12 protein-coding genes are annotated in these 15,495 nt (G+C 39.0%); 5 read left to right on the forward strand and 7 right to left on the reverse strand.

The genetic code is table 11. The features are described 5' to 3' along the window. The first annotated feature begins 42 nt into the window (after positions 1 to 42). Positions 43 to 441, forward strand: coding sequence for a TetR/AcrR family transcriptional regulator (locus CTY48_RS14755; protein WP_099469232.1), 399 nt, complete (start codon positions 43 to 45; stop codon positions 439 to 441). Positions 442 to 457: 16 nt separating this feature from the next. Continuing rightward, positions 458 to 1,222, forward strand: a complete 765-nt coding sequence (locus tag CTY48_RS14760; RefSeq protein WP_099469233.1) for an EFR1 family ferrodoxin — start codon at positions 458 to 460, stop codon at positions 1,220 to 1,222. Positions 1,223 to 1,355: 133 nt separating this feature from the next. Here the strand turns inward: CTY48_RS14760 and CTY48_RS14765 are convergent, their stop codons facing one another. The 6 genes from CTY48_RS14765 to CTY48_RS14790 form a co-directional block, all read right to left on the reverse strand. Beyond that, on the reverse strand, positions 1,356 to 2,894 hold the full coding sequence (locus CTY48_RS14765; RefSeq protein ID WP_099469234.1) for a glycosyl hydrolase 53 family protein: 1,539 nt from the start codon (positions 2,892 to 2,894) through the stop codon (positions 1,356 to 1,358). A gap of 55 nt (positions 2,895 to 2,949) precedes the next feature. Continuing rightward, a complete protein-coding gene (locus CTY48_RS14770) occupies positions 2,950 to 3,165 on the reverse strand; it encodes a hypothetical protein (RefSeq protein ID WP_099469235.1) in 216 nt (71 codons plus the stop codon). Then, entirely contained in the window at positions 3,138 to 4,985 is a 1,848-nt protein-coding gene (locus tag CTY48_RS14775; protein ID WP_099469236.1) for a hypothetical protein, read from the reverse strand. The genes CTY48_RS14770 and CTY48_RS14775 overlap by 28 nt, the downstream gene beginning before the upstream one ends. 38 nt (positions 4,986 to 5,023) lie before the next feature. Then, positions 5,024 to 5,845: a carbohydrate ABC transporter permease gene (locus CTY48_RS14780; RefSeq protein WP_099470179.1), complete on the reverse strand. Its 822-nt coding sequence runs from the start codon at positions 5,843 to 5,845 to the stop codon at positions 5,024 to 5,026. A 16-nt stretch (positions 5,846 to 5,861) separates the two neighbouring features. Further along, entirely contained in the window at positions 5,862 to 6,758 is an 897-nt protein-coding gene (locus tag CTY48_RS14785; protein WP_236354950.1) for a carbohydrate ABC transporter permease, read from the reverse strand. A gap of 302 nt (positions 6,759 to 7,060) precedes the next feature. After that, positions 7,061 to 8,416: an ABC transporter substrate-binding protein gene (locus CTY48_RS14790; RefSeq protein ID WP_099469237.1), complete on the reverse strand. Its 1,356-nt coding sequence runs from the start codon at positions 8,414 to 8,416 to the stop codon at positions 7,061 to 7,063. A 360-nt stretch (positions 8,417 to 8,776) separates the two neighbouring features. Here CTY48_RS14790 and CTY48_RS14795 point away from each other — a divergent pair, with 360 nt between their 5' ends. Then, the gene (locus tag CTY48_RS14795) at positions 8,777 to 10,783 is read left to right on the forward strand and encodes a beta-galactosidase (protein WP_099469238.1); all 2,007 of its coding nucleotides are present in this window, start codon (positions 8,777 to 8,779) and stop codon (positions 10,781 to 10,783) included. A 183-nt stretch (positions 10,784 to 10,966) separates the two neighbouring features. Here CTY48_RS14795 and CTY48_RS14800 read toward each other — a convergent pair whose 3' ends face one another. Next, positions 10,967 to 12,007, reverse strand: a complete 1,041-nt coding sequence (locus CTY48_RS14800; protein ID WP_099469239.1) for a LacI family DNA-binding transcriptional regulator — start codon at positions 12,005 to 12,007, stop codon at positions 10,967 to 10,969. 250 nt (positions 12,008 to 12,257) lie between these two features. Here CTY48_RS14800 and CTY48_RS14805 point away from each other — a divergent pair, with 250 nt between their 5' ends. After that, positions 12,258 to 13,508, forward strand: a complete 1,251-nt coding sequence (locus CTY48_RS14805) for a DEAD/DEAH box helicase (protein ID WP_099469240.1) — start codon at positions 12,258 to 12,260, stop codon at positions 13,506 to 13,508. An 89-nt stretch (positions 13,509 to 13,597) separates the two neighbouring features. Beyond that, positions 13,598 to 15,493 carry a GGDEF domain-containing protein gene (locus CTY48_RS14810; RefSeq protein WP_099469241.1) on the forward strand — a complete coding sequence of 632 codons (1,896 nt, stop codon included), beginning with the start codon at positions 13,598 to 13,600 and terminating at the stop codon, positions 15,491 to 15,493. Positions 15,494 to 15,495 lie beyond the last annotated feature (2 nt).

The following is a 15,495-nucleotide window of genomic DNA, read 5'->3' on the forward strand; positions in this document are numbered from 1 at the left end:
AATATAAACATATGAAAAAAATATAACAGAGGTGAAGGAATTATGAAATACAATCTAAACGGCAAACCCAATCGTTTTGCACAAAGAACATTATCCGATTTCTCAAATGCGTTATTTACCCTACTGTCAAAAAAATCCTTTGAAGAAATAACCGTTAATGAACTATGTGAAATCAGCAACTATCCAAGAGCCACATTTTATAATTACTTTGAGGATATTTTTGATCTGCTGAATTATTGCTGGTTAAGTCTTACAAAAGAAATTTATACAATTATGGAAAACTGCCCCTGCACAAGCAAATATCCTATTCCCTATGAATTAGTTGCCGAACATTATAGCAATACAATTTTGTTGCTGATTGAATGGTGTTTTCTGAAAAATAAGTGCAGCTCGAAAGAGGAAGCAATCGAACATCTAAAATATTTATTGAATGGCATATGAAAGGAGAATTAAATTTATGATATTTTATTTTTCGGCAACAGGAAATTGTAAACATGTTGCACATAGAATTGCAAAAGCCACAAATGATGAATGTGTTTCAATTACGGAATGTATGAAAAACAGTAATTTTTCATTTTTAATAAATAATGATGAAGCGATAGGATTTATAATCCCAACATATGCGTGGGGACTACCGATAATTGTAAGTGATTTTCTTGAGCAAATAAATATAAAATTTGATAAAAAACCATATGTATATTTTGTTGCTACATATGGTACAACACCTGGACAGACCGGATTTTTTGCAAACCGTTATATGAAACAAAAAGAAGTTCCGTTTACTTCGCAGTTTAGTGTTAAAATGCCAGATACATGGACGCCTATCTTTGATTTAACTAATCAAGAGAAAGTTAGGGAAATGAATATCAATGCCGAACCACAAATTGACTTCATAATTGAGAAAATCAGAAATGGTGAATGTGGAGATTTTATGAGAAATAAAGTTCCCCGTTTTGCAGCTAAAGTAGTGTATAATCTTGAATACGATGTAATGAGGAAAACAAAGAATTTTTTTGTTGAAGATACATGTGTAGGGTGTGGACTATGTGCGAAAAAGTGCCCGGTAAGTGCCATAGAAATTCAAAACAAAAAACCTATTTGGATAAAAGAACAATGTGTCATGTGTTTAGGATGTCTACACCATTGTCCAAAATTTTCTATTCAATATGGAAAAAACACAAAGAAGCATGGTCAGTATACAAACCCAAATGTTAAAATATAGCAAAACATACTTACGAATAAGATAAGAGCAATAAGACTTGAACAAAGCAAAAGCCAGCGCCTTTAGACGCTGGCTTTCGCTTTGCCTCTTATAGGGGCAAGCAAACTACCTGTTTGACGAGTGATTATGATTTTTACTCAACTGCCACTATACTCCACATTTGATTATACCCACCATTGCTTGTCCATTGAATGCAGGCTCCTCCATCAGCGGTGGACTTTCCGTTCATGTCCAAGACTTTTCCGCTGTAGCGGTTCGTAATTGTATAATATCCATTGCCTGCATCTTTTATGGACCATTGCTGATTATATCCCCCATTTGAAGTCCATTGGATACAGCTTGCACCATCACTGGTGGACTTTCCGGTAATATCTGCCACTTTACTGCTGCCCACATTTTTTATCGTATAATAACCATCACTATTTAATGTGAATATCCACTTCTGGCTATTCCATGCTCCATAAGTATACTGTTCGAGCACTGCACCATCCACTTTTGAGCCATCTTTTACATTAATAGCTTTTCCACTATTTCGATTGACTATTTTATAAGTCTGACTCTGCTCAATGGTACCATAGCGGCTATCATAAAATGCATCAATTGCAGTCGTAAATTTCAGTACCTTGCCGGACACAACCTCTGTTGCTCCTAAATGATAGCTGTCCGGTAAAACAGAAGAGTTAGCTTCCGGTTCCCAATAAAATACTCCGATACCCTTGCTATTCGGAACTGCTTTCACCGCATCCAGCGTCGCTTTCACCACGTTGTAGGAATTGGCTTCCTCGGTTTCAACACCGCCCACTTCACAAACCATAACTTCTTTGCCATATCTTGAAACCATATCATTCAAATTGGCTGACAAATAGCTGATTGATTCGGTATAATCTGTTCCCAGCCAGTATGGATAGTACGACATACCGATTACATCTGTCTTTCCTCCATAGGTGGTAATAAAGTTATCAAAAAACCATCTGAATGTTGTATTGTTATTTCCATTCGCTAAATGAGTTACCACTTTTGAAGAGCTGCTTACCGCTTTTACAGCATCATATCCGCTGTTTAGTAATTGTGCTAATTGAGCGAAATTATTACTGCTCTGGCCATATGGCAAAAGCATTCCGCTATTGATTTCATTTCCTACTTGTACCCACTCCGGGTAAATTCCTTTTTGTGCCAGTTGAGACATTACAGAGTATGTGTGATCATATACATCTTGTTTCAGCTGGGTAAAGGTATGCGTGGACCATGCAGACGGAATATCCTGATATGCCGGATCCGCAAAATGGTCACTGTAATGGAAATCTACCATGATACGAAATCCCATACTATTAGCCCTTTGCGCCATATACAAAAGTCCTGCGGTGTCTGAATACCCTAACATACATGTCGTTCCGTCATTCTTTGTCCAGGTAAAATCAGACGGTGGATTTACAAACAAACGTAATCTGATTGAATCAATTCCATGATCCTTTAGTATTTGCAGCGCATCCTTCGTATAGCCATAATCATCCTGCCAAGTAACACCGCTGTTTTCCAATTGATTCAGCCAGCCAACATCCGCACCATACGCAAAACTGCTTGCTGCTTTGGCCGTTTTCGCCGGTAAACTAAAACAGCCCAAAACCATAATAATACTTAAAAATACCGCCAACACCTTAAATCTGTTTCTCATTTAAAATACCCCCTTAATTTTATTAGAATGTCATAAGTGACAATTCTTTTAAAAATTAATCTTCAAATTCTGTAATACGATCTGATATATTGCGATAACGAAATCTTGCCATCTGGTTTTTCTCCAATACATCTTCTTCCGTACCGGTGTACTGGCAACGTATACAATAATATTCGCTTTTATCTTCATCATAAAACATATCAATATCCAAATCTCTCATAAAACAGGACGGACAGCGATAATTTAGTCTGCCTTTGCCAGATTGAGCCATGTCGTAAATACCTCCTTATCCTTTAACTTGGTTGTGTATCCCAATGTAAACATAGGGGAGAACGCATACCCTTCCTTTATATATCCAACCGCATCCTTCTGATCAGCAGATAAACTAACATAAGTTTCAATATCAGGGATAACAGCAGATACTTCGGTAGCACCAACCATTTCATCTTCTTTGCACTTATATCCATATTTAATTTCTCTGCTTTCCTTACCATCGGTACAAGCCAAGGTGATATTGGTCATATCTTCGGCATATTCGGTTGTTCCGTAGCATGCAACCATATATTCATTTAATTCCACTTCTGCTGTCGGATCGCTCATTTCTAAAATAGTTCTTTCCGTTTTAATCCGAGAGCTTCCTTCTTCAAAATAAATCTTAGTCTGTAATTTTAACGTTAAATCAGAGAACTTTATCTCCACCGGATCCAACGTCAATATTCTTGTTTTCTTGCCTTCCGCCAGGTTATCTTCTGAGAATTTAGCCTTTGTACGGCATAGGCATAAATCCACTTCTTCTCCATTACGTGTTAATTTGGCACTTTTTACCGTCCCTTCTCCTGCGTAATGAGTGAAGTATCCTGCACGGTATTTTTCCTGAATTAAGAATGGGTAGGAGGCATCTGTTACATGCTTTGTCCCAATACCAACAGGCCATTCCAGTTTTGCTGCATAAGGACGAAGATCAACGATTGCACCGCCCTGATCCATATTCACACAAGCTCTTAAGTACGGGTCGCAATACCAGAACAACTGCTTATCGGAACCATACAGTATATCCTTCCAAAGTGCACACTCCGGTTCTGTATAAGTTCTTTTCTGACGATAGTAATCTGCAAATTCAGCCATGGTCATATCATCTAACTGACCTTCTTTTTTTAACTGACCGTAATATGCCATACCGTCCTCATAAGATTTCAGAAGCAATTCATAAGGTGCTTCCCAGCGTCCCATTTTATTCATCCAGCCCGGTCCTACAAACATCATGTTATAAGCATATCCGTTGTTGTATTTCTCTAAATGACGATACTGGTCAATGACATTAAATAAGTATGGAAATTCTCCATCTTGATAAATCATACCACGCAGTACGTTTTGTGGGTGAGTTCCGAAGTTAGAACCATTTCCGTCATAACACGCTATCAAATCTCTGGAGAGATGAGGAATTGCTACAATTCCGCTGTCTTCCGCTTCATTGGCTGCCGGTGCATGTACGTTTTGCTTCGACGGAATCCATGGTGCCCAAGGACCGCCGTCCATGAAGGTATACCACGAATTGTTACACGTATGATATGCCTTGGGACCTTCTTCCCAACAGGTAGCAACTGCACATTTCACCATTGGATATTTTTCTTTTATGTAATTGATTAATTCTGCATCCATATAGTAGGAACCCGTTGATTCCGGATAGAAACCAAACTGTTGATAAAATTTCTCAAATACATCATCTACTATCGATTTCTTGTCTTCCATAGAAAACATCCAGATACAGAAATCTTTGGTCTTATATTTATCACGGAATTCCTTGCATGGAAGTCCTAATAAAGAAAGCGCAATCTCATCACCATATTTCTCGTGATCTTGTTTTGCAAGTTCTACTGCCTCGTCATTGAACAAACTGGCATAAGTCATCTGGATTGTGGTTTTTAGCCCATTCTTATGAGCGATAGACTGTTGTGTCTTAAAGATATCCAATGATTCGGTCAATAATGCATTTCTGCTGATATCCTCTTCTTTCCCATGTCCCGTTATTTTCTCTGCATACTCAGGAACCATTTCCGGACGATGGATGATATTAACTACAAATTTATCCATGAATTAAAACTCCTTTAGTTTTTATATTTCAAATTCTATTAACCCTTTACTGCACCTGTAATACCGTTTGCAAAGCTCTTCTGCAACAGGAAGAAGATAATAACGGTAGGTATGGTACATAAAAGTACACCCAACATCAAGCTGCCGTAATCGGTGAAATAACCTTCCGTTAAGTTGGCAATCAACATCGGCATCGTAATACTATCATTATCCAGCATAATTACTTTTGGCCACAGATAGTTATTCCATGCATTCATAAACGTAATCGTCATAGCCGCAGCATAGGTTGATCGCATTGTTGGAAAAAACATCTTAAAGAAAATTCCAATCTCACTGACGCCATCAATTCTTGCCGCCTCAATTAAATCATGAGGAAAAGAACGGGCACTCTGCCGAAACATCATAATCAGGAAAGGTGTTGAGATAGATGGTAAAATAAATCCCATTGTTGTATTTAATAAATTTGCTTTCGAAAACATCTGAAACAAAGGGATCAGAGTAGCCGCAAAGGGTACCATCATTGCCAGCAAAATAATTGAGAATATAGTATCCTTTCCTTTATCATGATAAATCTCAAATCCATAGCCCGCCAAAGAACAGATTATCAAGGAAGCCAAAGTACAGATTATTGCATATTTAAACGAATTAACCATAGCTCCGCTTACATTCTGGGAAGCAAGCAGATTCTTCATATTTTCCAGAAGATAAGTACCCGGAAACAATTTTCCGCGAATGACATCCACACTTTTATTAGTAGCTGCACATGCCATATAATAAAGCGGAAAAACGGACAATAGGGAAACCACGATTAAAAATACATACTGTCCTGCATTCTTTACTTTTTTTCTCGTTTTTAACATTAGATTTCCATTTTTATTATTGGTCACGTTTATCACCTACTTTCATCTGAACAAATGCCAAGATAGCTACCAAAATAAGAATCAGATACGACATTGCTGCAGAATATCCAAAGTTTGGTACATATTTAAAGGATGTATTGTATATGTAATGGGACATTGTTATCGTTGCATTGGCAGGACCGCCGTTAGTCAGGTTGACTGATTCATCGAACAACTGCAATGTACCATTTGTTGACATAATTGTTGTTAAAAGAATGGTTGGTTTTAATAAAGGAACAGTAATCTTTCGGAATGTCTGTATAGGAGACGCTCCGTCAATTTTAGCCGCTTCATATACGGAATAATCAATGTTTTGAAGACCGGACAGATAAAACACCATATTATAACCGGTCCATCTCCATACTAACGCTATAATAATGATAATTCTTGCACTGGTTGCATGACCTAAAAAGTTATAACCAGTATCTAAAATTCCAAGATTTATTAAAGTAGTATTAACAAACCCGTCTACTGCAAAAAGAGAACGGAAGATAATCGCATAGGAAACCAATGATGTTGCGCATGGCAAGAAGATTGCCGTACGAAATAGTCCTTTAAATTTTAAATCTTTATTGTTTAGTATGGATGCCAAGACTAATGCCAGCACCAGCATAATCGGCACTTGAATAATCAAATAAATAAAATTGTTTTTTAGGGATTGAAGAAATACAGTATCCTGAAACATTCTTACGTAGTTTGTAAATCCTGTCCATCTGATTTTTGCACCAATACCCGTTTTTAAAGACAGTATAAACGCCTGTACCATCGGCACAAAACTCATGGCTACAATTAACATTACGGCAGGAGCAAGGAATGCCCAACCAGTTAAATTATGTTTTTTAGCCAGTGTTAATTTTTTCTTACGTCCGTCCACCTGACTACCTCCTTAATGACTGAACAAGATTAAAGTGTCTGTTTCGCAAACCACTTTTTCATAAATATGGGGAATAGACCCAGGTAACCAAGCAATTCCCCATATTTTATCACTTATTTGTATCTGTTCAGAGCCAAGCAAATTTGATGAAGATATGCTTAGGAGTGCTCGCATTCCTAAGCATATCCTTTATCAAATTTATTTGGCGGATACGCCTCATCACGAAAACACGAAGTGTTTTCGTGATTGGTTCTGAACAGTTACACTTATTTAATAAGACACATTACTTTTTAAAATAACAATTACTGGCTCATTGCGAAATTTACAGTGTCTTCCGCTGTCTTTAATTCTGTATCGATATCACTTCCATTCAAACTATTCGTAATAGCAGTTGCAACTGCATCACGTGCTTCGTAGAAGTATACACCTGTGTTACATGCCGGAATTCTTCCTGCATATACAACAATCTGTGTATAGATAGGTTTTTCACCAAAGAAATTATTTGTCTCAGCATATGCAGCACTGTCTCCCGCCGGAAGATAGGTAGCAAGAGCACCGGTAGAAAGAATGTTATCATAAAGCTCAGTGCTTCCGCCAAATGTACTTCCTAAGAAATCAGTAGCAAGATCAACGTTTTTACAGTTGCTTGTAACTGCCCAGCTAGAACCGCCTTGGTTTGCATAGTTAGTAGCTGTTGCTGCTTTTTCAAGTCTCGGCATATTTGTAACGCCCCATTTGCCCGCCTGATCTGTTGCTGCCTGTATGGAAGCCATAATCCAGCATCCGTTCATTGCACTGGCTACAGTTCCGTTGTTAATTGTTGCAATGTACTGATCCCAATCATTTACTTCGATCAATACTCCTGCTTTTACCATTTCCTGATAAACTTCCATAACTTCTTTTAATATAGCATTGTCAACAATATTTGCCGAACCGTCTTCAGCGAAGAAACTTCCGCCTGCTGACTGAAGCATCATAACAAGTACATCTGATTCACCTGCGATACAAGAAAGTAATGGTTTTCCGGTCTTTGCAAGGACATCTTTACCTTTTGTAAGGTAATCACTGAATGTGATATCTGTAAAGTCATCTACTGTATATCCTGCCTGTTCCAAAACATCGGTTCTGTAACAAGCGATTACAGCACCATTATCAAAAGGAACACCATAGTTTTTGCTTTCTACTGTTGAAAATCCTGTTTTACCTGCTGCAAACTGTGTGAAATCAATAGATGAACCAGTTAAATCTGTAAATGCCTCCGGATAACTCATAACATTTTTCTGGAATGCACCATCCTGCATTAATAAAATGTCCGGCAATGTATCTAGCTGACCGGATGTTGCTGCTGTTGTAAGTTTTGTCTGAATATCAGCCCAAGGAGTTTCAACAATGTTTAATTTGAAATCAGGATGATCTTTTTGATAAATTTTTTCTGCTTCCTGCATTGCATTGATATTGAATGCCGGGTCCCAGCACCATACGGTCAATTCATTATCACCTGAGCTGGCAGTTTCTGTTGTTGTAGCTTCTGTTGTTGCAGTATCCGTAGTTGTCGCTTCTGCATCAGTTGCAGTATTAGCTTTGCTCCCACCGCATCCAGCTAACATGGATGATGCTAACACTACTGTTAACATGGTACTTAATAATTTCTTCTTCATAAAATTCCTCCACATTTTATAATTATTAGTTGCATTTTACTTCTCTACAACCGTGCGCAATCGGTTGATTTATTTAAAGTATACTACCTACTTCTTTTATCGTCAATGGACTGTTTTTATAGTTTTTATATTCTTTTTTTGTGAATTTGTCACAATTTTTTCAGTTTCTTTCTGGTTTTTTGCGCAATTATTGTACAATCGATTGCATATTTTTATTTGACAAAAAACGGCGGTATTCTGCTTGTTATCTCATTTCTTTCATAATATTTGCTTTCACATTTAAAACGTGTTAAACTTTTTATGCAATCGGTTGTTCTCAAGCAACCAAGATAATAAATATTTAATTTGGGAGGGATTTCTATGAAAGTTAACAACCTTTACTATGGTGCTGCATATTATGCTGAATACATGCTCTATGACAGAGTTGAGACTGATATGCAGATGATGAAAAAAGCAGGTATGAATGTAATACGAATTGCCGAGTCTACTTGGAGTACATGGGAGCCTCAGGATAATGTTTTTGATTTTTCCTATCTGCATCGCGTGCTGGAGGCAGCACTCAAATATGATATAAAGGTAATTATCGGAACTCCGACCTATGCCATTCCTTCCTGGCTAGCTAAAAAATATCCGGATATTTTGGCTTCTACTCATCAAGGTCAATGCCTTTATGGACGCCGCCAAAATATGGACATTACCCATCCTAAATACTTAGAATATGCAGAACGTATTATCCGCAGACTTCTAAAAGAGTGCGAAGACCATACACAAATAATCGGATATCAGCTGGACAATGAAACGAAGCCCTATGATACCTGTAGCTCCAGAGTTCAATCTCAGTTTGTCGACTATCTGAAGGAGAAATTTAAAACTACTGAGAATCTAAATCAGGCTTTTGGTTTAACCTATTGGAGTAACCGCATAAATAATTGGGAGGATTTCACCGATATAAGAGGGACTATCAACGCGAGTCTGGCTGCCGAATTTGAGAAATTTCAACGCAGTCTGGTAACCCGTTTTCTTTCATGGCAGGCTGATATTGTAAATGAATATAAAGAAGAGCATCAGTTTATCACCCAGAATTTTGATTTTGAATGGAGAGATTACTCCTTTGGTCTTCAACCGGAGGTAAATCAGCCGGCTGCCGCAAAAGCATTACATGTAGCCGGCGTAGATATTTATCATCCCTCTGCGGGTGCACTGACCGGCGCAGAGATTGCAATGGGCGGAACCTTAGGGCGCTCCATTAAGAAAGATAATTATCTCGTGCTGGAAACCCAGGCACAGGGTAATCCCGGCTGGCTTCCTTATCCCGGACAATTACGCCTGCAGGCATACAGCCATTTGGCAAACGGAAGTAACAGCGTTTTGTACTGGCACTGGCATTCCATTCATCACTCTTTTGAATCCTACTGGAAGGGTGTTTTAAGTCATGATTTGTCCGAAAATGCTACTTATCTGGAAGCCTGCCAAATCGGAGCAGAGTGGATGGAACATGGAAATCTTCTTAAGAATTTAAAAAAGAACTGTCAGGTTGCGCTTATGCTCAGCAACGATGCTCTTACCGGCATAAAGTATTTTCCAATCAGTGAACATTTAAAATACAACGATGTGGTGCGATGGATTTTTGATGCATTTTATCGCCTTAATATTGAATGCGACGTTATTTATCCTGACGAGCTTCATTTAGAACAGTATTCTCTCATTGTTTTACCTGCATTATATAGCATGCATGACAAGACAAGTAAACGCCTGGATAGCTATGTACGCAAAGGGGGGCACCTTCTAGCTACCTTTAAATCCGGCTTTTCCGATCAATACCTTGGCATCTATCCTGATTCTCAGCCTCATGGACTTACCGATTGCCTTGGTATTACCTACAACCAATTTACGGTTCCTACTGAAAAAACCAGACTTGTAAGTAATTATTTTGATATTTCCGGTGACTGTGCTGTATCTGAGTGGATGGAATTAGTGGAAAAAACAGATGATGCAACCGAAATACTGGCAAGTTATCACCATACCTGCTGGGGTCACTATGGTGCTGTTACCCATCATGCATATGGTGCCGGTTCCGCGGCATACCTGGGTTGTTACTTTGATTCCACGACACTGGAACAGATTTTAGAAGTCTTATGTAAAAAAATGAATATTACTACTTCCGATTATCATTTCCCTTTGATTATAAAAGAAGGCAATAACGACAATGGAGAACTCATACGTTATCTGTTTAATTATTCAAATGCTCCTGTTTCTTATCAGTTTATGGAAAATGAGGCATATGATATTCTGAGAGACCAAAAGATTAACCGGACAGATTCGATTACTCTAGAACCTTGGGGAGTTTCTATTCTACAGATAAAATAGATGCTGTCATAAGAAAGTGTGAGCCTAGCTCACACTTCGCGCTCGAGTGAGTTGCGAAGCAACAATTTTTACTCCGCGAGGTGCGCATAGTAGTTTTTATATCATAGGATTTTTGAAGAAGTTTTCTGCGACATGAGAAAAGAGTCGGCACTCCTTGAGCAGCCGACCCTTTTTATCTTAACCTTAGCGATTCCAGTTTGTCACCGTGGATTCTTTTAATATCATTTCATATCCAAGTACAGTTTTCGGCTGTACTTCTTTTCCTTCCATAATGGAAAATAGCGTATTACAGGTCGCTGTGCCAAGTTCAGGCACATCAAATTTTATAGAAGTAATGGACGGAATATTTTTATCCAATTCCTCACTATGATAAAAAGAAGCAACCTTAATATCACGAGGAACATCTACCTGATCCTGTTTTAATTTATCTAGAATTTTCTTACAAATAATATCATCCATTGCTATGATACATTCTGCCTGTTTCCTCAATGCATCCTCCACACAATTTTCAATTGCCAGTGTATCCTCCATGTCCAGATATACCATACGGGAATCCACATTCTTACCCCATTTTTCAAATGCTTCTTTAAATCCCTGACATCGGTTCTGCGTTACCACATGCTGAGTATTCCCGCCAATCAGGGCAATTCTTTCAACTCCTTCTGTAAGAAGAAGCATGGTGAGTCCGCGACAGGCGGCAAGATTATCATTATCCACCTGAATCACTCCTTTTTCAGAAGTGCTTCCTACCGTTACAAAGGGAAGGTTGCTCTGTTTTAAGAACTTCACGCAGGAATCATCCATCAGGGTTCGAAGTATGATTGCTCCATCCACTTTGTTATTCTGAACGATACGTTTTAGCTGCGAAATATCAGTATTGCTGACCATGGCAATCAATATATCATATTGTTCCTTGGCTGCTCTTTGAACAATTCCAATTAAACATTTCTGAAAAAACGGAAGTTCATTCGTTGCGCAGTCCGTCGGATAAGCAACACATATGTTATAGGTCTTTGACTGTGCCAGCCCTTTTGCCATAACATTTGGTTTATAGTCATGTTCTTGAATATATTTTAAAACTCGTTCTTTTGTTTTTGCTCCTATTCTACCATTACCAGATATCGATCTGGATACAGTAGTCTTAGAAACGCCTAACTCATCCGCTATATCAGCAATTGTAAGCTTTTTATTGCTTTCGGATATTTCTCTATTTTTGGCAGACATATAACATCCTCTTTTCATTCATTCTATTTATGACGCAACCTATTCGTGTCAATTTACAATGTCAGCGCAATCGCTTGTTCATTATAAATATAACACGTTACCGATTACTATGCAATAGTAGTGCTTGACAATGTTTTAGTCACTTATTTAGTAATTTTTATCACTAGGACGAATTTCCTCTATCTATTCTTTCAAAAATGTGTTAGTATTAATAGTTATTTGTTGACACTTCTAAAAGGAAAAATAAAATATGAATTTTAAAGATTTGAATCTATCACCATTAATCGTGAAAGCATTAGAAAAAAAAGGCTATACAGAGCCATCACCTATACAGGAAAAAGCAATTCCGCTTGTATTAGAAGGACGTGATTTACTGGGAATTGCACAAACAGGAACAGGAAAAACAGCAGCTTTTGCTCTGCCTATTCTCCAAAATTTAATGAACAATCCAAGCAAGAATAAGAAACCGCAAATTCGTTCTTTAATTCTTACGCCTACAAGAGAACTCGCATTACAGATAGGCGACAATTTTAAAGAATATGCCGCTAATACTTCGCTCAAAAGTTGTGTTATATTCGGCGGGGTGTCCGTGAAACCTCAAATTGAAGAGCTTCGTAACGGTGTTGATATTTTAGTCGCCACACCTGGTCGATTGAATGATTTAATTGGACAAAATGTAATTAATCTTGGGCATGTAGAAATATTTGTATTGGATGAAACAGATTGTATGTTAGATATGGGATTTATACATGACGTAAAAAAGATAATTGCACTGCTGCCAAGCAAACGGCAAACATTACTTTTTTCCGCTACGTTACCGGATGAAATCAAGAAGCTTATTGCACAGCTTCTTAACAATCCTGCTAAAGTTAAAATAAGTCCTGTGTCCTCTACCGTAGATTTGATTGATGCAGTTCTTTATTATGTAGATAAAGGAAACAAACGTCAATTACTCACTTATTTACTTAAAAATAAGGAAATCACCTCAACTCTTGTATTTACTCGTACAAAGCATGGTGCTGACAGGGTGGCGAAGTACTTAGAAAAATCTAAGATTAAAGCAGCCGCTATCCATGGAGATAAATCTCAGGGAGCAAGACAGCAGGCGCTGAATAATTTTAAAGAAGGTAAAATCAGAGTATTGGTTGCTACTGATATTGCGGCCAGAGGAATTGATATTTCACAGTTATCCTGTGTAATCAATTTCGATTTACCTAATACTCCTGAAACTTATGTGCATCGAATTGGACGTACCGGACGAGCCGGAATGGATGGCAAGGCTATTTCCTTTTGCAGCATTGAGGAAAAAGAATATGTATCCGATATTGAAAAATTAATCGGCAAAAAAATTCCGGTCGTTGCGAAACATCCTTTTCCTATGGTGATACTTACACCGGAACCAAAAGAAACAAAGCAGCGTCCGCCAAAATCAAATAATGTTGTTTCATTGTCCAAATATCAGGCTAAAACTAAAAGGCCACGGAAAATTTTGGATAAGTAAATCAAGCGGTCAAATCTATTGTAAAATTTTTGTATTTAACATAAAATAGAAGATATCAATAGAAAAATCCTTTTGGAGGAACAAAACACATGTATCATACAAAGCGAATCGGCGTTTTTATTTCACATATTTTTGGTTCTTATCAGCGGCAGGTATGTCAGGGGATTATTGACAAAGCGTTTGAATATGGCTATACTGCCGAGATTTTCACCTCGATGGATGGTGAAAACCTCGGTTTTTATGGCATTGGCGAAGAAAGCATTCTGCATATTCCAAATTACGATAATCTAGACGGCATGGTTTTTGCTTCTGAAACCTACCTTTCCCTGGATTTACGCGCCAAAATACTCGAGAATCTACAGACCGCCTGCGATTGCCCGATTGTTGAAATTGCGGTCAATAATCTATATTTTCCAACCATTTCATTAGAGAACAACTCCACAACAAGAGATTTGACGAGCCATTTGATTACCGAACATGGCTATTCACGCATCTGCTATCTCGGCTGTGCATCGGAGGCATTTTTCTCCGATGCGAGAGAAGGCTACTACCGAGAGGCGATGAAAGGACATGGTCTCAATGTCGGAACCTATGACATCTATCCGGCAGAGTACACCTTAGACTCGGTTTCAGCAGCGCTCTCTCACTTTAAAAAGAACGGAAAGCCGGATGCTGTTGTTTGCTACAACGACCGGTTGGCACTGCTTTTTATGGTTGCTGCTTTTGCAAGCGGCTACCGAATTCCGGAGGAGATTGCGATTACCGGATGCGACGATACGACTGACGGCTACAATGCCCAGCCGGTACTGACCACGGTTTCATTTCCGGTTTACCAGCTTGGCACAACTGCGGTTGAACAGCTGATCCACCTGATTGACGGTCAAAAAATTCCTGCGGTTACAACGGTTAAGGCTTCCGCTATTATACGCAATTCCTGCGGCTGCAATCAGTGCACGAATCCAAACCCTGCATTTTTCCAGCATACGCTGACAAATCGCATCACAGTACTTGAAAACTCCATCTTAGGCTCGATGAGTATGTCCGCCGCCTTTCAGCATATCAATGATATCGATGACGGTGCTGATTTGCTTGCAACCTACATCGGACAGATTGACCACTGCCGTGAGTTTTATCTCTGCCTGTTTGCGGACTATGACTCTGTCTCAAACCATATCTTAGAAATCACGGAAAACGAGGAGGAAAGTGTCAGCTCCAATACGATTCTTTTAAAGCTCGCCATCCGAGACGGCAAACGGCTTCCGGAGTGCAGCTTTAAAAAACATGCTCTGCTGCCGGAGCATATTTTAAAGAACTCGGAATCTGCCTACATCTATACTCCGCTGTTCTTTGAGGACAAGGCTTTTGGCTACGTTGCGCTCGCCTATGAGCAAAACCGGATTGACTACCATTTCCAGCTCGTGCAATGGCTGTTGAATATCAACCAGATGCTGCAAAGCATTTGCGAGGCAAAACGCACCGGCTTGCTTGTCAACCGCTTAGAGGATATCTATATGAAAGACATGCTGACCGGACTCTATAACGCACATGGCTACAAGCACCGGGAACCGGAGCTGCTGGCGCAAGCGGCCGCGGGCTGTGAGTGGGTATCCTGTTTTATCTTCGACCTCGACGAACTCAAGAAAATCAACGACCAATTCGGACATGAGGAGGGAGATTTTGCGCTCTCAGTCGTCGGTCAAGCTCTTGAAAATTCAGCAAAATCGGAAGATATCCTCGCACGGTTCGGCGACGACGAGTTTTATCTGCTTGCCAGAAACTGCACGGAAACGGATGCAGAAAAGCTGGTTGGCGATATTTATAAGTATCTCCAAAATTACAACCGGCTCAGCAGCAAAAACTATCGCATTTTTGTCAGCAGCGGCTATGCAACCAGACTGGCAGAAAGCGGGTTTGATTCCAATTCGGTTAAGGAGCTGTTTGCGCAGGCTAACCAGAATATGAAGTTAGAGAAAAAGAGGAAATGAGA

This window comes from Konateibacter massiliensis (assembly GCF_900184995.1).
In the GTDB taxonomy this organism is placed as follows: domain Bacteria; phylum Bacillota; class Clostridia; order Lachnospirales; family Lachnospiraceae; genus Lachnotalea; species Lachnotalea massiliensis.